We start from the raw sequence: 21,325 nt of genomic DNA, 5'->3' as shown, positions 1-21,325 counted from the left end.
TATTAATTAATCACTAATTATAAACACTAAATTGTTAATTTGTCAATGAATTAATCAATGAGTAAAGATCTTCTGCGTACAAGAAAAGAACGAGGTTAATCAGTGAAGCCACCGAAGTGATAATGAATAGACCCTTAGAATAAGCAACCTTATTACCACTAGCTTTATCAAAATACATAACTTTCATGATATTTAAATAATAGTAGCATGATATCACACTCGCTGTTACAAGAATCAAAGACAGGCTGATAAAGCCAGAATTTATTAAACTTTTGAATATAAAAAATTTAGCGATAAAACCTGCAAGTGGAGGTATTCCCGACATCGAGAGTAACAGTACAGAAAGATGAAATGCTACAATTGGGTGTTTATTCCCTATACCAGATAAATTTGCAATATCACAATCGTCATCGTCAATTTGTACGAGATATGAGAATAGCCCTATGCTTGTGATGATATATATCACCAAATACATTAAGGCACTATCTGTTCCTGCTTGTGTAAAAATAGAAAGTGAAGCAAATATAAAACCAATGTGACCAATTGAACTGTAAGCAAGCAGCCTTTTTAAGTTTTGCTGACGTAAGGCCCCAAAAGCTGAGATAAGCACAGACAATGCTGAAACGTATAAGAAAATAGGCTGAACATAACTTTTTACATTTACTAACTCTTCATTCATCAATCGAATTAAAAATGTTACAAGTGCAGCTTTTGGGGCCGTAGAAAAAAACGCAGTTACTATGGTAGGTGCACCTTGATAGACATCTGGAGCCCACATATGAAAAGGAGCAATAGCAAGCTTGAAACACAAACCAATAAGGATAAAAACTAACCCAAAAACTATTCCATAAGTTATCTGATGGTTTTGCAAGAATGAACCGAGCTCAGAGAAATTGACTTGTCCTGTATATCCATAAAGCAGCGACATTCCATATAGCATAATGCAGGAAGATAGTGCACTAAGTGTAAAATATTTCACTCCTGCTTCACATGAATAAGCTGAATCTTTATTAAAGCTCGCAAGAACATACAAAGATATACTCATCAACTCAAAAGCTAAATAAAAAGAAATCAGACTATTTGCTGAAACCAAAGTTATCATGCCAAATAGCGCAAAAAGAATCAGTATTGAAAATTCATATTTATAGTCATATTTTGATAAATTCAGCATCAAAAGTATTAAAATTCCTGTGCTGAGAATTAACCCTTGGGCTGACCTGATGTATAAATTGAGTTTTAACAACGAATTAAAGAGAAAAATTTCATTGTTTTCTGCCGAAAGAATTAAAATAATCAAAGTTACCACTGTGCAGCCAAGTGCTAATAAGTTGATAGTTCTGCGGTTAAATATAATCCCAAGCAGTAGCAACACTAACGAGGAGATAATAGAGAACATTTCCGGCAATATCTGTATATAATTCATAGCGCATTATATTTGACTAACAAATTTGCCATACATGGCTTCAAATAATTCAGTGCAAGGGTTGGGTAGAATCCAAGCAAAATAACAAACACTGCAAGCAGAATTAAGACAGAAAATTCTATGCTATCCAAGCGATTATTTAATAATTTAGAATAGCTAACCCCCCATATTATTTGCTTACATAAATTCAGCATATAAACTGCGCTTAAAATAGTGCCAAGTGCGATAAATCCTGTAAAAAACCCTATGCTCTTAAACATTCCAACCATAGCCAAAAACTCACCTATGAATCCAGATGTTCCAGGTAGCCCTATTGAAGCCATTGAAAATAAAATGAACATAAAACCAAATTTTGGCATTGTGTTTACTATGCCAAAATACTTTGCAATCTCCAAAGTTCCAGTTCGAGTATATAGCATTCCAACACACAAAAATAAAGCAGCAGAAATAAGGCCATGACTAATCATTTGAAATATGCTACCCAGTACTCCTTCCTCACAAAATGAAAAGAGGCCAGCGGTAACGATCCCCATATGTGCTATTGAAGAATAAGCTATTAACTTCTTTATATCATCTTGAGCAAACGCAACTAGAGAAGCATATATCACCGCAATAATGCTCAGCACAACAACGAAATTTGAAAAATACAAACTTGCCTGAGGAAGCATTGGAATAGAAAACCTTAAAAATCCATATCCCCCCATTTTAATAAGCAAGCCAGCTAAAATCACAGATCCAGAAGTTGGTGATTGCACATGCGCATCAGGAAGCCAAGTGTGAAATGGAAACATAGGTACTTTTATTGCAAAAGAAATAAAAAATGTAATCCACAGCAATGACTGCACTTCAAGATCAAGGCTTGGCACTAATGTAGCTAATTTTTGTATATTAAACGTCCCAAAAGTACTATAGATATACACCAATCCAAGCAGAAATAATAATGAGCCAGTTAATGTATAAAGAAATAACTTAAACGTCGCATATATCCTTTGCTTCCCTCCCCAAATGCCAATAATAAAGAACATTGGTATTAAAACAGCTTCAAAAAACACATAAAAGCTTATAGCATTCAGTGAAACGAAAAAACCGACTACAAAACTCTCAAGCAGTAGAAATAATGCCATATAGGCTTTTAGGGTCGTATAACTCATTTTGCAGTTATAGAGTATACAAATTACAAACAAGAAAGTTGTAAGCAGAAGGAAAAGCAACGATATACCATCTATCCCTATTCCTACATTCTTGATTGGATAGCTGACAAACTGAAAGTCCGCATTGTTATAATCAAATTCTATACAAGCTACAATGCTAAGCAAAAATGGAAGTATAGCAAAAAATAGGGCAAGGAATTTTAGGTGTATAGATTGATGATTAATCCTGATCGAGGATAAAATCAACGCTCCTATCAGTGGAAGCAAGAATATACTAAGTAACAACACCTTCTATTTAATTCCAATAATATATAAAGCACCGATTATTAAAGTAACAAACATAATAAATGCATAATCAAATATATAACCAGTTTGTAACTTTATAGAACTTTTTGAACATTCATTAACCAACCTTACAACACCATTTGGTCCAAATGAATCAATAGCCTTAACATCAAACTTCCATAGAAGCCTAGATATAAACCTTATCGGTGCAATTATAACAAACTCATACACCTCATCAAAGTACCATTTATTCTGCAAAAACTTAAGTAAAAATTTACTCTTAATTTGCCTAATTACTTGATATTGGTAAATTAGGCACGCAAGTGCTATTCCACTTAGGCTTGCTAAGGTTGGCAGTAGTTTTATAAAGAAATTATGAACTCCATGCTCATCAATCATCACTAAACTTGATTTCCAAAACGCATTACTAGTTATGTTCAAAATATTTGCTCCCCATATTCCAGAAAATACTGATCCAAAAGCGAGTATCAGTAATGGTATAAGCATAATCTTTGGTGCCTCATGTATATTAATTTTACTTTGTTTTTGGCTGTGGAACACAAGAAGCAATAACCTCCAAGAGTAAAACGCTGTGAAGAATGCAACAACTAAGCTTATTACAAAAGCAAAGCTATCCGTGCTATAAGCATGTTCAATTATCAAATCCTTTGAGTAAAAACCTGCAAATGGAAATATTCCAGAAAGCGCAAGAGATCCAATCCACATGAGAGTATAAGTGCAAGGGATTTTCTTCCAGCAATTTCCCATTTTCTGAATGTTTTGCTCATGATGCATTGCATGAATCACATTGCCAGCACCAAGAAATAGTAGAGCTTTAAAAAAAGCGTGTGTCATTAAATGAAAAATAGCAACATTGTAAGCAGAAAGCCCACATGCCATGAACATATAACCAAGTTGACTGCAGGTTGAATAAGCAATTATTTTTTTTATATCGTTCTGAGTAATCGCAACCGTAGCTGCAAAGAAAGCAGTAAGTGCCCCAACAATAACTATTAATTCTCGTGCCACATTTGATAGCTCAAATAATGGAGAACATTTTGCTACTAAAAATATACCTGCTGTTACCATCGTTGCTGCGTGAATGAGTGCAGAAACAGGGGTTGGCCCTTCCATTGCATCTGGCAACCAAACATGTAAACCAAGCTGTGCAGATTTACCCATACAGCCAATAAAAAGTAATATGCATATTATATGAGTTACTTTGAATTCACAGCAGAATGCCCTAATGTTCTGCGTGCCAAGAAGATCAGTTGTGTCAAAAACTTCAGTAAAATTCAAAGAGTGAAATGTATAATAAATAAGAAAGGTTCCAATCAATAGTGCAAAGTCTCCTACCCTATTCACAACAAATGCTTTAATTGCTGCATTATTTGCAGAATATTTTTGGAACCAAAATCCTATGAGTAAATAAGAACATAGGCCAACCCCTTCCCAGCCAAAAAAAAGCTGCACGAAATTATCGCTTACAACCAGCACAATCATGCAAAACGTAAATAGCGATAGGTAAGAAAAAAACCTCGACTTCCCCTTATCATGCTCCATATAACCGATAGAGTAGAGATGTACTACCAGTGAAACGGTGGTAATAACAATAAGCATTAAGGATGAGAGAGCATCCACACTAATTGCCCAATTTACTTTTAATACACTTAATGAAAATAAAGGAAATAAACTCAAGTGATAATTTTCAGAGAAGGTGAGAAAAACATACCAAGATAAAACTGCAGATATTCCAATCCCTGCCGTTGTAACTAACTGACTAAAAACACCTCTTCTAAAAAGTGCTGCAAACAGCGAACCAAAGAGTGGCAAAAATACTATTAATTTCAGTATATCCATCATTCTTTCATTAAATTTGCTTGTTCAACATCTATATTGCCACGGCTTCTATAATATACAACCAATATTGCAAGCCCAACTCCTGACTCTGCTGCCGCAACAGTCAACACAAACATCACAAAAATTTGCCCAACTATATCATTCATAAAGGCAGAAAAAGCAACTAAGTTGATATTAATTGCCAGCAATAATATTTCTATTGATAACAATATATTGATTATGCTCTTACGGTTGATGAAAATACCGCACACTCCAATAGTGAACAAAACAGCAGCAACTATCAAAAAGTGATTTAATCCTATTTCCATTCTACTCCTTTTCCAAATTTAGCCTTAACTAATTTTACAGATGAAGATTGTGTCAATTGCTTTAATACATTCTGTTTTTTAACTCCTTTTTTCTTGTCCTGCAAAGTAAGAGCAATTGCACCGACAATTGCAACAAGCAGCAGAATACCAGAAAGATGAAAAGCGTACATGTAGTCGGTATACAGCAAATTACCAATAGCTTTCACATTATTGGTATTATAGTTTATAACATTGCTTATATTCGGTGCTGAGCTGCGGATTACAAAGCTGATGACTAGAAAAAACACAACACACAACATAGCACCAAGAGTGCAATGCTTTGCAAAACCCTGGCGCAACCTTATGTAGTCAATATCGAGCATCATAACTACAAAGAGGAACAACACCGCAACCGCACCGATGTATACTATCATCACCATCATAGCAATGAACTCAGCTCCAAGGAGAATGAAAAGAACTGCAGAGTTAACGAAGGTGAAAATTAAAAATAATACTGCATGCACAGGATTTCTTACACTAATTACGCATACAGCAGATAAAATGCTGAGAATTGCAAAAAAATAAAAGAAAAAAGGCATCGATACTTTAACTGCAACAATAGTTACTAACTTAAGGTAATTGTTGCTGTAAAGTCAATACTATATTAAAGATTTGAAAATATCGTACTACAAGCTTCAACTCCTCAGTAATGCAATAAACACTCTTGACAATCTTGATTTATTAATATATAATGTATGTATATTAATAGTCAGCGGTAGCTCAAAATGTACAACATATTTGGTTACTTCAAAAGCAACAATAGTTCTAACGCACAAAATAGCAGATTAAATGGAGAAGGTTATCAATACACCACAAGAGACTATATGACAATTTACTTTAATAACACATTAGCAAGTTTCAGTAGATCATTGATAGAATTTAAAGAAAAAGCATATGGTTTTATATATGATATTGGAGCTTGGTTGAAAGCAACATATGAAAATTTCACTGAACGAGCTGAAATTCATAACTTCTATGTTCCAGAAAAACTTCCTATTAAAGCTGAGGAAATAAAGATGAAGGAACTGAATCGTAAGCCTAAGCCATTTCAAACTCCACCTATTCATCAAACAAGCAGAAGTTTTGATGCCAATATCTCAAATCAAGTTGTTGTTACTCACCATACACTTGAAGCTACCCCAACAAGATAGATCTACGCTTAAATATCTAGTACTTGAATGAGTTGAATGTTATGTTCAATAAGACCTTTACAATATTTGGATCATAGGTTTAACTTTATAAAGTTATAATCTATAGAGCTTCAATGAACGATTATCTCTCACTGTTAAATCCAGAACAGCAATTAGCTGTAACTAACATAAATGGGCCAGTTTTGATACTGGCAGGAGCCGGAACCGGAAAAACAAGAACGATTACTTCAAGAATAGCACACATAATTAGAAACGGTCACGCTTATTCTGATGAGATATTAGCAGTTACATTTACAAATAAAGCAGCAAATGAGATGGTATCAAGGGTACTTGAGCTAACGGGCACAAACATACCATGGCTTGGCACTTTCCATGCAATTGCAGCAAAAATTTTGCGCATGCACGCAGAAATTGTGGGCTTAAACCCCAATTTTACAATCATTGGTGTGGATGACCAATTACAGGTAATAAAAAATATTATCAATGAAATAAATCCTGATTACCTATCAGAAAAATATAAGACCATTATGAATATTATTCAGCAATGGAAAGAGAAGTGCTTATTGCCGTCTGAAGTGGAAGATGTTCAATCATTTAGGCCAGTTTACGTAACTGCACTTAAAGTCTATTACCAGTATCAGGAAAGGTTAAAATTCCTTAACTCTGTTGATTTTGGTGACTTATTGTTATATAACATACAACTTTTTAATAAAAAGACCGAGGTTCTGTCCTACTACCAAAACAAGTTTAAGTATGTCATGGTAGATGAGTATCAAGATACAAATGCAATACAATATCTTTGGCTAAAATACCTTGCAAAAGAGCATTCAAATATTTGCTGTGTAGGAGATGATGACCAGTCGATATACAGTTGGCGTGGTGCAGAAGTTGAAAATATTTTGAAATTTTCCGATGATTTTAAAAATGCAAAAACCGTTAAACTGGAGTGTAACTACAGGTCAACATCCCACATAATTGCAACTGCATCATATGTGATCAATCACAATAAGACTCGCTTAGAAAAAAAATTGTGGACAACAAACATTGAAGGCGAAAAGGTAAATCTAATCAAATTGTGGGACGGAAAGGCTGAAGCAAGGTTCATAAGCGAACAGATATTAAAACTCAATAAATACAGATTTAGTGATATTGCAGTGCTCGTCAGGGCTACTTTTCAAACTAGAGTTCTCGAAGAGTATTTTATAAAATATTCAATTCCCTATAAGATTATAAGTGGCGTAAAATTCTACGAACGTCAAGAAGTAAGGGATATAATTGCATATTTGAGGCTTGTTACAAATAATAATGATGATCTCGCTTTTGAAAGGATCGTAAATCGTCCAAAAAGAAGCATAGGAGCTACAACTCTAAAGAAAATATACACGACTGCTCAGGATAACAAAATTTCTTTTTTTGAGGCAGCAAAAATATTGGTTAATAGTGATCAAGTAACCGAAAGAATTAAACTCTCACTAAATGATTTTTTAAATAAAATTAAAGCTTGGGAAGAAATAGTAAGCGTAAAACCACTGCATGAATTTGTTAAAATCGTAGCAAATCAATCAGGATATATGGAAATGCTTGAGAATGAAGGAGTGACGGGTTTAGCGCGAATAGAAAATGTTAAAGAGCTCATTTCATCTTTGAAGAATTTTGACAGCACTATAACCTTCTTGGAGCATATTAGTTTGGTGATGGAAGTGGATAATATGAATAGCGATGACACTGTATATGTTATGACTCTTCATGCGGCTAAAGGGCTTGAATTCCCGTGCGTGTTTTTACCTGGTTGGGAAGAAGGATTATTTCCTCATCAAAGATCTTTTGAAGATAAAAGTGGTAAAGCTTTGGAAGAAGAGAGAAGACTTGCATATGTTGGCATAACTAGAGCAAAAGAAAGGTTGATCATTTCATGTGCAGATAGGAGGGAAATTAATAATCAGTGGCAACCAATGAGCACTTCTCGATTTATTAAAGAATTGCCAAGAGAAAATGTTGAGGTGATCAAGAATAGTGCCTACTGTTGAAGCTATAACTGCAGCTCTTACGACAAACACATCTGAATTACTTCAATTATATATTTCTCCTGGCAAAAATTCTCTGATGGTCTTAAATAAAATTTTCAGTGAATGATTATCAGACATGTTGTGTTCTGCTGATTTTATTAAGTGTACTTCAACGTCTGTTGACTTAATTTTTTCAGCTAAATTCAATGAAGTTTGATAAGGAACATCTTTATCATTAATGCTATGCAATAAGCGCACAGGACAGTTTATATCTATTGCTTCTCTGTTTAAAAGAAGGTTCTTTCTACCGTCTTCGATCAGATTTTTAGTTATTTTGTATGCACAATGCTCCGAAGTAAAATCTATTACACCTTTAGAACCTAGTTCTTCTTTTTGCTTGCCTGACAATTGCTTGAATATCAAATCTTCAGTAAAATCAGGAGCAGACGATATGCCGATTAATGCTGCAATTTTTTCTGGAAATTGAAGAGCAGTGAGCAGCATCAGCCATCCTCCCATACTTGAACCTATAATTATTTGTTTATTGCTAGTTAATTCACTTATCACTTTAGCACAATTTTTTTGCCAATCACTTATTGTATAATCAGCAAAATCACCGCTTGAATTACCATGGCCAAAATAATCAAAGAGCACAAGTGCTATATCATTTTCTTGGCAAAATTTGTAAACGGCAGTTGCTTTAGTTCCATCCATATTGGATGCAAAACCACTAAAAAAAACTATAGAAGCCTTCTTTCCTTGTAGCTTTCGATATGCTATATGGCCATTACTTCCATCGAGTAATTTACAATAATTCATACTACTTTGGCAAGGCAACCGGACTATCGCTCATCGAACGCAAATAGCTGACTAGATCTGCAATCTCTTGTGGATTGGAAATGCCTGCAAATGCCATACGTGTACCTTTTATGTAGGCTTTTGGATTTTTTAAAAAAGCAAATAACTCCTCATACTCCCATTTCCCACCTTTTTCAAGTAGTGCTTTTGAGTAATTGAATGAGCTGCCAAGATGGGCCTTTTTATTTCCAACCACGTTCCATAAGTTTGGCCCCACTTTATTCATTCCACCTTTCTCAAAACTATGACAAGCTATACATTTTTTTGCTGCTGACTTGCCTTTTTCAAAGCTAGCATTCTGCATGAGCTCTCCAATATCAAGTGCCACTTGTTCAATCTTTTGTTGAGGCTCATTGCTGGCTGCTACTATTGTTTGGTGTTCAATTTTATAATCCTCTGGGTTGTAGAGCATATCAACTACATTACTAACTATCATAATTATTAATCCAGAAAGTAAAATCGATGCTGCAATCTTATTAAGCTCCATAGTTAATTCTTATCAAGTAATGTTACTTAAATTATGCAAATATTTTCGCAAACAGTAAACAATTACCTTTATTTCACCAAAGATAGAAATTTCTATTACTTAGCTAAGTTAGGAGACTGCAATTCTATTTCTATCGGAGTAACTTGTGGTTCAATTACATAATGATCTGGAATAACATATTAAAATAGATTTCCTGCAAACTTGTCTGCAATGATTGAAACTGGAACTACTTCTATAATGTTCGTTTGCTTGACCTAAGATTCAGGAGCATTTAAACTGAATTTTATAAAGTACTAGAAATGATAGGAAATCTAAGAGGAATAGTTGATGAGGTGTGTAGCGATCACATAATCCTGAATGTGAATGATGTTGGCTACATAGTATATCTTTCAGCCAAAACTTTAAGTGCTTGTTCGATTGGAAGTAGAGTAAAATTACTTATCGACACTTATGCAAATAGCAGAGAAAACGTTACTCAGCTATATGGCTTTATAAGTAAAGAAGAACAGCAGTGTCTGCGTTTATTAGTTAAAGTGAGCGGTGTCAGCTATAAAACCGCAATGTCAATTTTGAGCAAATTAACTCCAGAGCAACTGTTTTTGGCAATTATAAATGAGGATAAACTAGCACTTAAGGTGAGTGGACTTGGCCTGAAACTCATAAATCGAATTATTACTGAGCTGAATGGCAAAGTAAGTAAATTAGAGATAAATAACAATCATTTTCACTCAATTAGTGAAGATGCTCTTTCAGCTTTGATCAATCTTGGATATGAAAGAACAAAAGCTTATGATACAATAAAAAAAATAGAAGATGAATCACCAAACTTGGACACTAAAGATATTATTCGTATGGCGCTTAAAACAATATGAAGTCAATATCATGTAGTAAGGAATACTCTGAAGATGTACGTAATTTAAATATCCGGCCTGAGCAACTTGATGATTTTGTCGGGCAAAAAGACTTAATACAAAATTTAAAAGTGTTTATAAATGCTGCACAGACGAGAGCTGAAGCTTTGGATCACGTATTGCTCTATGGTCCTCCAGGGCTTGGTAAAACAACTTTAGCACAAATTGTCTCTAAGGAGTTAAGGGTTAGCTTTCGTGCAACTTCTGGTCCATTGCTTAGTAAAGCTGGGGACTTAGCTGCAGTGCTCACTACTTTAAATGCAAAAGATGTTCTATTTATCGATGAGATCCATAGATTAAATCGTAGCATTGAGGAAGTTTTATATACTGCTATGGAAGATTTTTGCCTAGATATACTAGTAGGTGAGGGCCCATCTACCAGAACTTTAAGAATAGATTTACCACCATTTACACTGATTGGGGCAACAACACGGCTTGGACTGCTTTCTGCACCGCTGAGGGATCGTTTTGGTATTCCCCTGCATCTTGAGTTTTATTCTTTTGAGGAACTGATTGATATTATCAAAAGAGGTGCAAGAGTTCTTTGTGCTGAAATCGAAAAGGATGCTGTGCAGGAAATTGCCTGCCGCGCCCGTGGTACTCCAAGAATTGCTTTGAGATTACTCAGAAGAATAAGAGATTTTGTTGAAGTAAAAGATGATAAAAAAATTACCTGTGAAATTGCCGGTTCTGCACTATCAAAATTGGGTATAGATAAAATGGGACTAAATAAATTAGATATGGATTATCTGAGATTTTTGTTTAACACCTCAGGACCTGTTGGAATTGACACCATATCTATTGCACTATCTGAAGATGTTGGCAATATTGAAGAAACAGTAGAACCTTATTTAATCAAGGTCAGTTTTGTAAAGCGCACACCAAGAGGACGTGTTTTAACTGATCAAGCAAGGGAATATCTCAGCATTAATTCAGTGGTATGCTAGTATTATACTATATTTTATAACATTGTATAGTATTACATTAAACATTATAATATTCTTTTATTATATGATTTGCAGGTGTTTTAGAGGCAAATAAGAAAGTCTTCTGTTATAGTGAATATGTTCTTGAAAAATTACGTAATATATGCTAGGCTGTATATAGTATGAATGTAAAAATATCAATAATTTATTGATATTTTTTAAGATTAATACTTATTAAATACTTCATATTGTAAGATTGAGTTATTGTATTTTATAGACTTAAGATAAAATGGTAAAAAGCCTTCTAAACAATTATAGAAACAGTAATTCAATTAATGGAGAAAAAGCAATGAAAAATTTTTTAATCAATAACAACGAAGAGGACGGTAGCTCAATCTACATTAATCGAATCAGAGAGCAAGATCTCTCTGCAGAGCAGAAGCTCAATGAATTAAAAGGATTCATGGAGGAGCTTGCTAGGAAAGCTGAGCTCAAGAGAATAGAGCTTGAGCGTCAGGCTGCGAGTTGCATTGATGAAACATTATCTCAAGTAGAGCTACAGATACAAGATAATGAGGATTACTTTACTGATGATAATCAAGGGGTATTCGCAAATTTCTTTGAATCCCTCTTTAATCTTTTTGAAGTAAATGTAGATCCGAAAGTCTACAAAATGCTCAAGGAGAAGAAAGAGAAAAATCTGCTTCTTTCGATAATTAAGTTTTTGCGTGATAAGCTTAAGGAATTAGTTAAAAAGATCTTCAAAAAAGATTTAGATTTAAGTTGGGATAAAAGGCTAGACAAAGAGATAAAAGAATTGCAGGAGAAATTACTCAGCGGTGAGTTATCTCCTGAAGAAGAAATAGCAATACTCGAACGTTTGCAAGCGTTGCAAAATTTAAAATTGAAGCTTCAAACTTTTCTCGTGGGCTCAGTCATTGCAATGTTTGCAGAAATTTTTGCAGTTGATTTAGCAGCAGTAGTAGAGCAAGATGTAACTGAGGAAAAAAGAGACAAAAAAGCAGAAAAAACAGAATCAAAAGAAGTTCGTCAAGAAATAGAAACAAAAGTGAATGAAATCACACCAATTTCCCTATTTAATTTTTCATCTCAAGTTCCAATGCCAATCACTCTGAATAAGCAAGAACGTGCTATTTTACCAAAGCCTATAGAAAAATTAGTAGACACTCTACCTAAACCTGTTATAAGTCACAAAAATAGTGAAGTACAAAAACTGGAAAAAATGAATAAAGAAAAGAAAGAAGCAAAAGAAGAGAAAAATGAAAAACCAAAATTAGCTGTCTGTCCACCCGCTCCAGAGCGAAAGGAACACAGGAGAGTTAAAAGACAAAAATGTCGTGTTGATACAATGGAAACAAAGAAAGAAAAGCTAAATAAATCTTCCTGCGAGAGAAAGCTTAGTGGTCAGCAAAAGTCTAATGCTGCTGTGGAATTGCCAGGAGGATTAACTGATGATGTGAGAGTTGAAAACCATGCTTCTTCAGTCAAAGAGAGAGGTGTGTAAAGGTTCTCTCTCTTTTTTTCATTTCAGACTGGTTTTTTATCTGGATTCCAGCATCAAGTGCTGGAATGACATGGCGGAATGTCATCTAAGTAGCTCTCTCTCTTGTCATCCCAGTCTGGAATCCAGGAGTATAAAAATGGTGAATAAAATTTATGTTAAAAAACTGCTTGTGCTGATAATTGATTCTTAATATACTCATTACATAATAATTTAATTTAGAGGTTGATATGCATGGTAACAATGGTTCAGGCAAAAGAGTATTTGATAATACTGCTCCAGGAGGAGGAAGGGTTGATCTGAGCAAAATAGATCCAAAGAAAATAGATGATTTTAGAGACATGATTAGACGTGAAGAGGAAAGAAAGAAAAATCAATCTAGTGGTCAGGGCACCAGTAGGAGTGGTAAGTAATTATGTTGATTAATTAGAGAGGTGGCGTTATGCCTAATAAAAGTGAAATAAATCGAGAATTAGTAAAAGCATTTAATAGTATTCTTCGTTTTAGTGATGATGTTTTTACTAATTGTACTGTAAAGGATGATCATATTGTTATCTCGTTTGATAATAATATGACTATTGATCAGTGCAAGGGGTACTTGAAAAGTATGAGAGAAAAAGTAGTAAAAAGATTTTGTCCGGATGAAAGTATTCTTGATGATAATTTTTATACAAAGTTTTTTCCTTTTAACTTTGATCAAGGAAAATCGACTGTAGGTAATAAATTTTTGGTGCCAATGAGAAAAGAGGTGGTTTCTAATCTAAAGTTTTTGCTAGCTAATGAACTTGCGCGATTTACAACAGATCTTATTAAAGAGCAAGAAAAAGAAGACAAAAAATCGGAACTAGGTTGTGAGGATCTATCAGATGATATAGAGGAGGAGATAGAAAATCATGTAGATTATAATATAATTGATGAAGTCTTTGATAAGGGATCTTATCTATATGGTGCGGAGTGTGTTGATAGAAATTTGCAACGTTCTTTTGTAGATTTGCTTTCATCGAGAATAAAAGGTCATGAAAATGGTCCTAAAAAAACTAAGGATTTTTTAGAAGAGAAAGGAAATTATGTATATCTAAAGAAAAGCATTTTTGATAATCCTAAGCTTGTTAAAGACATAGTAAAGCATAAAGTATCTCTGACATGCCGTTGTTTTGATACTCCAAATACCGAGGATAAAATACATAAGATTCTGAAGTTTACAGTAGCTGATTTGTTTCGTAAAGCAAACATACAAGTTGATTTTATGGTGCGTAATTCTTACTTAGGGGGTGATGAAGATTCAGTTTTAATTCCTATTGTAAGTGGTAGTAATGGTAATAGATATTTAACAAGAGAAGAAGTGAATCACGTTAATAATATGTTTGGTATGGATGTATTAAATAATGTTGAAGCTTATACTTCGCAGAAGTCTCTATTGAATAGTGATAGTAAAGGATTGTACGGAATAGATTTTGCTAACCCAGACATTGCTTACTGCGTGATGGATAAGATCATAAAGAGCTCTGTAATCAACAAGGATTATAAACTGTCCATTGATCCTGCGCGTGTGCCAGCTATGAAACCACAAATTCTTGTCCCTCCTGAAAAAGTAGGGACGGATGGACCAAGTGCAGATACAAGTGCAGATAGTGGTTTTGGTGATTCACCTAAGAATTCAGTTATAGGTAAATCACATAATGGAAACACAAGCAAATTCCTTAGGCCCGACTACTATGGTGAAGGTAAAGGTGGGGATGATGCTTCGGCTAAAGATAGTGGCTTTGGCCCTTCTTCAGCACGATCTTCTTTTAATAAGCCCGAAACAACATTTAACCAACCTTCTATATCACAGCCTGACCAATGTTCTGCAAAAAAGCAGACATCAACTAATAAAAAATCAATTTGTTGTATTTTATAGCTAAAGGAAATTAGGCTATTCAAAGATGAATTGTGAATGAAAGTTTATTTGCCAAGGTAGAGCTGCCTTGGCCTACAAATCTTGGTTTCTTTATCGTTTACCATTTCATACCACTGGGCAACCCAACCAGTGGTTCTTGCAAGTGCAAAAATGGGTGTAAACATACTTGAAGGGATACCGATAGCATTCATTATTATACCTGAATAAAAATCAACATTTGGATACAACTTACGTGTAATAAAATACTCATCCTTTAAAGCTATTTCTTCAAGTTTTTTTGCAATTTCAAGTAATTCATTGTTTTGCTCTAGTTTGCTTAAAATCTCATGACAAGCATCCTTTAATATAAGCGCGCGCGGATCATAGTTTTTATAAACACGATGTCCAAATCCCATTAGCTTAAATGGATCTTTATCATCTTTAGCTTTCTCAATGAATCTATCTACATCTCCACTTTGCTCTATCTCTTTTAGCATATTTATAACTGCCTCATTAGCTCCACCGTGTGCTGGACCCCAAAGTGTAGCAACTCCTGCAGACAGGCTTGCAAATAGATTAGAACCAGCTGACCCTACCAATCTGACAGCTGCTGTAGAAGCATTCTGTTCATGATCAGCATGGAGAGTAAATATTTTATCCAGAGCTTTTACAAAAAGGGTATTATTAACAGCACTGCCAAATATCATATTTAAGAAATTCTCACTATAACTTAATTTATTATTAGCATTTGTGAATTCCTGATTGTTGATATGTCTATAAATCATTGCAACAATTGCAGGAACTTGTGCTATTGCAGAAATTCCAAAATCTAAATCTTCACCATTGACATTGTTGCCATGTGTTTCATGGTAAGATGCTGACAAATTTGCAAAACATGCAACTAAAATCGACATAGGGTGAGCAGTTTTTGGAAATGCTTTGATTACATTTGTAACTTGCTCTGATACTTTGGATGATTCTTGTATTTTGAGAAGAAATTTTTTGTGTTGCTCTGAACTGGGTAGTTCACCATAGAGCAATAAATAAATCACAGCAGTAAAACTATTATTCTCTGCCAAATCAGCTATATCATGTCCCCTATACTTAAGAACTCCTTCATCTCCATCAATGAATGTAATTGTGGAAGAGCATGAAGCTGTGGAAACAAACCCCGGATCATAAGTGAATAATCCTGTCGTCTTATATAAATCCTTAATATTTAACACGTCAGGACCTACTGTTCCACTTAATACGGGCAGATCAATTTTTGACCCATTACTTAGTTCCAATAATGCTTTTTTATCCATCACTTGAGCTACTTAATTTTATACAGAATATACAAACTGAAAAGTATATATTAATACAGTTAACTTTACATTAACCGTATTAAGCGGTCATCAATGCTTTTACTTTTGCATTTAAGCGACTTATTTTACGTGCAGCAGTATTCCTATGAATGACACCTTTATTTACACATTTGTGTAAATTGGATTCAGCATTCCGAAATGCCAAGACAACATTCTCTTTGTCACCAGACTTGATTATATCAACTAATCTTCTAATAGCAGTACGAGTTTTGCTTTTTCGCATCTTATTTACTAAAGTACGCTTTGCTATTACCTTCATCATTTTTTTAGCACTCTTATGATTTGCCATATATTAATACCTGTACTTTTCTTTTAATTATAAAGTTTTTTTGTTAATTTGCAATATCAGTTTTTTCTGCAATTAATCTACTACTTCTTTCTTCAATGATTTTTTCTAAACTTTGCAAGAATTCATTTTTGTTTAACCCAGGATATATGGGAGGTAATATTTCTATTACCGCCTTTCCGGGATTCTTTCTCAGAGAAAGTATGCTTTTTGGCCAAAACAAACCAGTGTTTAAAGCAATCGGTAACACAGGAACAGATAATACGCTATATAAAGCAGCAATACCCGATTGATATTTTATATTTTGGTTTATAGTCGTTCTTGTGCCTTCAGGAAATATTATTATGCTTCTATTTTCTTTTATATGCATTTTTGCTAGTTTAATTATATGGCGTATAGAACTGATACCATCTGAACGGTTAATAAAAATCATTTTCAGCGCTATAAGATGTAAACCAATGAATGGAATCCATTTCAATTCACGTTTTAAAATAAAAACTGCTTTTCTAAAGAGTAGTATAAAAATAAATGTTTCAAATGGAGATTGGTGTTTAGATGCAATTATAAAAGGTTGCTTAGGAATGTTTTCCATTCCCCTCACTTCATATTTAATGCCACATAATAAACGCAACATGAATAATACAACTCTCACCGAGCAAACAAGGAAAATGGTTATTACACACTCAGGAAAGAAAATTACAGGGAGAGTAATTAAAGTATAGAATACTTCCCATAATATAAGGAGTAAATTAAACAATAAACTTGCAATCACAAACACACGTAAACTTATTTGAATTTAACTTTACTACAAAACTAAAAGCAATAAGTTTAATTATTGATCATCTGAGTAATAGGATGAGAATCAGCTAATTTGTCCTTTAACTTTTCATTAGCAATATGAGTATATATTTGTGTTGTAGAAAGATTAGTATGGCCAAGAATTTTTTGTATCAGCACAATATTTGCTCCGCTATTCAGTAGATGGGTAGCAAGAGAATGCCTAATCACATGTGGAGAGATTTTATTTTCATCAATATCGCACTTTCTTGCTAATTCCTTTATTAATTGACCAACTCTTTGCCTTGTAATGGGTTTATTAGGTTTATCACCTGGGAATAGCCAATCAGATTTTTTGTTGTTAGGAAGCAGATTGTCACGAATTGATAAATAATTTTTAAGACTTTGCAATGCTTGCTCATTAAAAAGGATTTGCCTTTCTCTGCTACTTTTTCCCTTTATTATTATATAGCCTTCTTTACCATTACCGTTTACTAAATGTAATACTTCACATAACTTCATATTAATTAGTTCAGAAACACGCATCCCGGAAGAGTAAAGAATATCTAAAATTGCACATAGCCTTTTACTGCTTATCTCTTTATTCGATCCGCTTGCTGATTTTTTTACTGTTTCCATGAGCAAAAATATTTCTTGAACACTTAAATACTTAGGCAAAGGACGGGAAACCTTTGGATTTCTTAATTCATTATCATTAGCCGGTGCTGGATTAAAATCTATTATTCCATCATTAAATAGGCACTTATAGAAATTTTTGATAGCAGATATTTTTCTTGATATAGAACTAGTTTTATATTTCTTTTGTGTACGTAAAAAGTTTACATAATCTTTAATATTAGCTTTACTTGCACCAACTAAGGTAGTGCCTCCTTCTAATAAAAATTTTTCAAGTTGGTGTAAATCTGAACGATAACTTTCCAAAGTATTTTGTGTAGAGGATTTTTCAGAAACCAAAGCATCTATGTAATACGTGATGTAAAGATTCTCTTTTTTATTTTGTGGTTGTTTATTTTTCATTATCAGCTCCTATATTTATTTCTTTGACTATAATTTGATTGAAAGTATTTTTTGTGTTTTTTATAAGAAAATATGAGATAAACAAAGCATTTATCAATAAAGTAAGTACTACAAACCTTTGTTTTAACCTTTTTTTTAAATTTGATCTTATTTTTACCATATTTCAATTATCACATTGAGTCTATAAAAAACATCCTGTAAAGTAAGTTTTACTATCGTATAAAATTTCCCTTAGCTATGTCTGTTTATTCTTATTATATCATAGTATTTATTATAATTTTAACATAAAGAAATAGTGATTTCAACTTCATTATTGTATGGGTATTAATAAATTTTTAATATATGTAATAAATACCTTACAAAAAAAGGAATCAATTTGCACTTTTTTTTAATAAAGTGTTAATAAAAGGAATGGTTACATTTGATCCTATAGATTCATTATCTATTTTTTCTATAACTTTATTAATGCTGTGGAAAGAACGTTCTATTCTTGCTAGAATATAATCAATTACCTTTAGATCAATTTTTAACTGTTTATCTGAAAATTGTTTTATTAGCATAATTCTTAATAATTCTTCGCTTGCAGGTAAAATTTTTACGCTGATAGTTGATAATATTCGCGAGCTTAAATCTTTTAGTTTGAAGTTAAGCTTTTTCGGTAAAATCGAAGAAGTAATTAGCAGTCTCTTATCATTTTCTTTCATGTAATTATAACAATGTAACAACATTTCCTCATCTTTAATGTTTTGTACATCTTCTAAAATAAACGCATCGCTGTACCTCATTTCGCTTACAAAATTATTTACATCAATGAAAATAGCATCGTTTTTTGATTGCCAGATATGAGCAAGGTGAGTTTTCCCAGAGCTGTTAGGTCCAAAAAGAATCAGGCATTTCCAAGATAAATCATTAACTATTGAGTTATATACGTGCTTATTTTCATCTAAGGTGATATAATTTTGCCAACAATAATCAACTTGATTATTGTTAAATAAATTTAATTGCACGTAAAGCCTCTTACATTACTACTTTTTGATAATAATTTTTGCATAAAAATTTACTTGGTCAGGTAAGGAAGCAGTATTACTACTACCCCCTCCCTTAGAAACGCAGCATGCAGGTTTCCCCACACTACGCTTGAGCCCCTTATCTAAGTTCTTCTTTTCTAGAACCGGCTTGTCCTTCATGATTCCTCAGGAAACATCATTCTTAATGGTGACACCAACAGTAGAGAACCTTCTCTTGAAAAGGAGCTTGCTAACATTCTTGTTCGTTTCACTCTCTCATCAAAATACTTTTTCCATTTTAAGTCAAGGGGATTTGCATCCGCTCTGATTTTAACATGTCGTCTGATAGGTATATCAATCAGCTTAAGCAGTCTTAAATACCGTATCTCTTTTGGTTTGTTCTTGCATATGGGTGCAGCAAAAACCCATTGGCGTTGACCCATTACTTTGAAGTAACGATTCTTTATCCAACGTAATCCTTTACGAGGATGTCTTTTCTTTGCCCATTTCCATAAACTATGCCAAATTTCATTGTCGATCTTTCTAAACGCTTTTTTAGCACACACATGGTGATAGTAATTTCCCCATCCTCTCAGTAGAGAGTTGAGTGACTTAATTACTATAGCCTGAGTGTTCGCTATATTTGCTTTTATCAATGTACGTGCTTTATTAAGAAGTCTTTTAATACTTTCTTTCGAAGGTTTAATAATTAACTTCTTATTATATCTACGTACATTACAACCAAGAAAGTCAAACCCTGTTGTAATAGATGTAATCTTTGTCTTCTCTTCTGACAGAATTAAACCTCGCTCATGAAGAAAAGATGATACTAAAGGCTTAACTTCCTTTTCCAGTACTTCATGTGTGAAACCTGAAATAATAAAGTCGTCTGCGTACCTGATTACATTCACTCCACTTCTGATTTTTCCTCTTCTTTTGCTACCTAATTTACCAAAGCGACTTTCTAATAACTGTTCAAGACCATCTAAGGTAAAGTTAGCTAGTATTGGAGAAATTATACTTCCTTGCGGAGTGCCAGCAGTTGTGGGATACAGAGTTTTCGATTCTAGGAAACCAGCTTTTAACCATCTATGAAGAATTTTCTTTTCCATAGGAATATGCTTCATAAGCCATTCATGGTTAATGTTGTCAAAGCACCCTTTGATATCACCTTCTAGTATCCATTGTGGTCGATTGCGTCTTGCCAGTAATAAGTGACAAGCAGCAATAGCATCCGCGCAGGATCTTTTAGGTCTAAAGCCATAGGAGTGACGATCACTGATCGTTTCAGCTATCGGTTCCAGAGCAAACAGATATAATGCTTGCATCGCTCTATCTTTTATCGTGGGTATACCGAGAGGCCTTCTTTTGCCATTAGATTTACTGATATAAATTCGTTTGAGCGGAGAAGGTTTATATCCTCTTTGTTTTAACAGCTTTATTCCTTGAAATTTAGCATTGCAAGTTGACCATAGTTGACGATCTACACCTGCTGTGGTTTTTCCTTGGTTTTCAGTTACTCTCTTAACAGCCAAAGCTTTTCCGCTAAAAGAGCGTGTGAGAAGATGTTGTAAAGCTTTTACCTTACCCCATCTTCCTTCTTGGACAGCCTTAACAATACGTCTTTGTAGCCTCACAATAACTTTCTGGCATTTCTTCCATGGCAATTGCTTCCATGCTTCAAAGCTTTCGGTAGATGCACTTACAGGTTTACTTGTAATCATCTGCTTTCCTACCTTAAGTGGTTAACAAAGTTTCTTGTCACGAGGGACCAAATGGAAGTCTGCTCGTTTTCACGCGAATTAATGTTACAAATTCTATCCATTTCGTTACAAAATGGCATTCGCTTTCTCCATTCTCCTTTACCTGCACTTCCATCAGCATTCCTTGCGGTTTGCTTGCCATGTAGGCGAAAATACAGGCTTACCCTGTTTCTCCAGTCATACAACAGTGGGTTAGGTGGCTTCTCTATACCGGTGGAGTTATTATTTGCGTACATCTAGAAATGAAAAATGTAACTTATCCACATTACCTTTTGGTCAGA

General features: G+C 33.9%; 21 protein-coding genes. 7 read left to right on the top strand and 14 right to left on the bottom strand.

Annotated elements, in window-relative coordinates; all coding sequences use genetic code 11:
* Nucleotides 1-34: 34 nt before the first annotated feature.
* The 5 genes from MJ631_RS06040 to MJ631_RS06020 are packed head-to-tail and all read right to left on the bottom strand — an operon-like array spanning nt 35 to nt 5,605.
* On the bottom strand, nt 35-1,423 hold the full coding sequence (locus MJ631_RS06040; protein ID WP_019236812.1) for an NADH-quinone oxidoreductase subunit N: 1,389 nt from the start codon (nt 1,421-1,423) through the stop codon (nt 35-37).
* Nucleotides 1,420-2,862 carry a complex I subunit 4 family protein gene (locus MJ631_RS06035; protein WP_214303156.1) on the bottom strand — a complete coding sequence of 481 codons (1,443 nt, stop codon included), beginning with the start codon at nt 2,860-2,862 and terminating at the stop codon, nt 1,420-1,422. Before MJ631_RS06035 ends, MJ631_RS06040 begins: the two co-directional genes overlap by 4 nt.
* 3 nt (nt 2,863-2,865) lie before the next feature.
* Nucleotides 2,866-4,722 (bottom strand): NADH-quinone oxidoreductase subunit L, encoded by a 1,857-nt coding sequence (gene nuoL / locus MJ631_RS06030; RefSeq protein ID WP_052265006.1) that lies wholly within the window; start codon nt 4,720-4,722, stop codon nt 2,866-2,868.
* Complete coding sequence (gene nuoK, locus MJ631_RS06025) at nt 4,719-5,027, bottom strand: NADH-quinone oxidoreductase subunit NuoK (protein WP_006012916.1); 309 nt, start codon at nt 5,025-5,027, stop codon at nt 4,719-4,721. The genes nuoL and nuoK overlap by 4 nt, the downstream gene beginning before the upstream one ends.
* A complete protein-coding gene (locus MJ631_RS06020) occupies nt 5,018-5,605 on the bottom strand; it encodes an NADH-quinone oxidoreductase subunit J (protein WP_012481965.1) in 588 nt (195 codons plus the stop codon). Before MJ631_RS06020 ends, nuoK begins: the two co-directional genes overlap by 10 nt.
* 186 nt (nt 5,606-5,791) lie before the next feature.
* Here MJ631_RS06020 and MJ631_RS06015 point away from each other — a divergent pair, with 186 nt between their 5' ends.
* Together MJ631_RS06015 and MJ631_RS06010 are read left to right on the top strand one after the other, a co-directional pair.
* Nucleotides 5,792-6,217, top strand: a complete 426-nt coding sequence (locus tag MJ631_RS06015; protein WP_052265004.1) for a WD_0964 family protein — start codon at nt 5,792-5,794, stop codon at nt 6,215-6,217.
* A gap of 113 nt (nt 6,218-6,330) precedes the next feature.
* The gene (locus tag MJ631_RS06010; RefSeq protein WP_007302378.1) at nt 6,331-8,244 is read left to right on the top strand and encodes an ATP-dependent helicase; all 1,914 of its coding nucleotides are present in this window, start codon (nt 6,331-6,333) and stop codon (nt 8,242-8,244) included.
* A gap of 42 nt (nt 8,245-8,286) precedes the next feature.
* Here MJ631_RS06010 and MJ631_RS06005 read toward each other — a convergent pair whose 3' ends face one another.
* Both MJ631_RS06005 and MJ631_RS06000 read right to left on the bottom strand, forming a co-directional pair.
* Complete coding sequence (locus MJ631_RS06005) at nt 8,287-9,042, bottom strand: alpha/beta hydrolase (protein WP_007302377.1); 756 nt, start codon at nt 9,040-9,042, stop codon at nt 8,287-8,289.
* A 1-nt stretch (nt 9,043) separates the two neighbouring features.
* The gene (locus tag MJ631_RS06000; RefSeq protein ID WP_007302376.1) at nt 9,044-9,568 is read right to left on the bottom strand and encodes a c-type cytochrome; all 525 of its coding nucleotides are present in this window, start codon (nt 9,566-9,568) and stop codon (nt 9,044-9,046) included.
* A gap of 299 nt (nt 9,569-9,867) precedes the next feature.
* On the opposite strand from MJ631_RS06000, the gene ruvA reads away from it, so the two are divergent.
* From ruvA to MJ631_RS05975, 5 genes are all read left to right on the top strand, one after another.
* Nucleotides 9,868-10,440, top strand: a complete 573-nt coding sequence (gene ruvA / locus MJ631_RS05995) for a Holliday junction branch migration protein RuvA (RefSeq protein WP_007302375.1) — start codon at nt 9,868-9,870, stop codon at nt 10,438-10,440.
* A complete protein-coding gene (gene ruvB, locus MJ631_RS05990) occupies nt 10,437-11,426 on the top strand; it encodes a Holliday junction branch migration DNA helicase RuvB (protein WP_052265003.1) in 990 nt (329 codons plus the stop codon). The genes ruvA and ruvB overlap by 4 nt, the downstream gene beginning before the upstream one ends.
* Nucleotides 11,427-11,694: 268 nt before the next feature.
* Nucleotides 11,695-12,930: a hypothetical protein gene (locus MJ631_RS05985; protein WP_214303155.1), complete on the top strand. Its 1,236-nt coding sequence runs from the start codon at nt 11,695-11,697 to the stop codon at nt 12,928-12,930.
* A 227-nt stretch (nt 12,931-13,157) separates the two neighbouring features.
* The gene (locus MJ631_RS05980; protein ID WP_213863843.1) at nt 13,158-13,340 is read left to right on the top strand and encodes a hypothetical protein; all 183 of its coding nucleotides are present in this window, start codon (nt 13,158-13,160) and stop codon (nt 13,338-13,340) included.
* Between the two features lie 29 nt (nt 13,341-13,369).
* Nucleotides 13,370-14,827, top strand: coding sequence for a hypothetical protein (locus tag MJ631_RS05975; protein WP_262986271.1), 1,458 nt, complete (start codon nt 13,370-13,372; stop codon nt 14,825-14,827).
* Nucleotides 14,828-14,871: 44 nt separating this feature from the next.
* Here MJ631_RS05975 and MJ631_RS05970 read toward each other — a convergent pair whose 3' ends face one another.
* The 7 genes from MJ631_RS05970 to ltrA form a co-directional block, all read right to left on the bottom strand.
* The gene (locus tag MJ631_RS05970; RefSeq protein ID WP_007302370.1) at nt 14,872-16,113 is read right to left on the bottom strand and encodes a citrate synthase; all 1,242 of its coding nucleotides are present in this window, start codon (nt 16,111-16,113) and stop codon (nt 14,872-14,874) included.
* Between the two features lie 79 nt (nt 16,114-16,192).
* Entirely contained in the window at nt 16,193-16,462 is a 270-nt protein-coding gene (gene rpsT / locus MJ631_RS05965) for a 30S ribosomal protein S20 (RefSeq protein ID WP_007302369.1), read from the bottom strand.
* Nucleotides 16,463-16,505: 43 nt separating this feature from the next.
* Complete coding sequence (locus tag MJ631_RS05960) at nt 16,506-17,231, bottom strand: lysophospholipid acyltransferase family protein (protein ID WP_012481964.1); 726 nt, start codon at nt 17,229-17,231, stop codon at nt 16,506-16,508.
* A gap of 56 nt (nt 17,232-17,287) precedes the next feature.
* The gene (locus MJ631_RS05955) at nt 17,288-18,274 is read right to left on the bottom strand and encodes a site-specific tyrosine recombinase (protein ID WP_007302367.1); all 987 of its coding nucleotides are present in this window, start codon (nt 18,272-18,274) and stop codon (nt 17,288-17,290) included.
* 371 nt (nt 18,275-18,645) lie between these two features.
* The gene (locus tag MJ631_RS05950; RefSeq protein WP_007302365.1) at nt 18,646-19,281 is read right to left on the bottom strand and encodes an HdaA/DnaA family protein; all 636 of its coding nucleotides are present in this window, start codon (nt 19,279-19,281) and stop codon (nt 18,646-18,648) included.
* 18 nt (nt 19,282-19,299) lie between these two features.
* Nucleotides 19,300-19,461, bottom strand: a complete 162-nt coding sequence (locus MJ631_RS05945; RefSeq protein ID WP_012481963.1) for a hypothetical protein — start codon at nt 19,459-19,461, stop codon at nt 19,300-19,302.
* Nucleotides 19,458-21,005 (bottom strand): group II intron reverse transcriptase/maturase, encoded by a 1,548-nt coding sequence (ltrA, locus tag MJ631_RS05940; protein ID WP_019236826.1) that lies wholly within the window; start codon nt 21,003-21,005, stop codon nt 19,458-19,460. Before ltrA ends, MJ631_RS05945 begins: the two co-directional genes overlap by 4 nt.
* Nucleotides 21,006-21,325 lie beyond the last annotated feature (320 nt).

The sequence above is a fragment of the Wolbachia endosymbiont of Oryzaephilus surinamensis genome (genome assembly GCF_025617515.1).
Classification (GTDB): Bacteria; Pseudomonadota; Alphaproteobacteria; order Rickettsiales; family Anaplasmataceae; genus Wolbachia.
The sequence above is the reverse complement of the archived record's forward strand: the minus strand, read 5'-3'. Positions and strand labels throughout refer to the sequence as shown.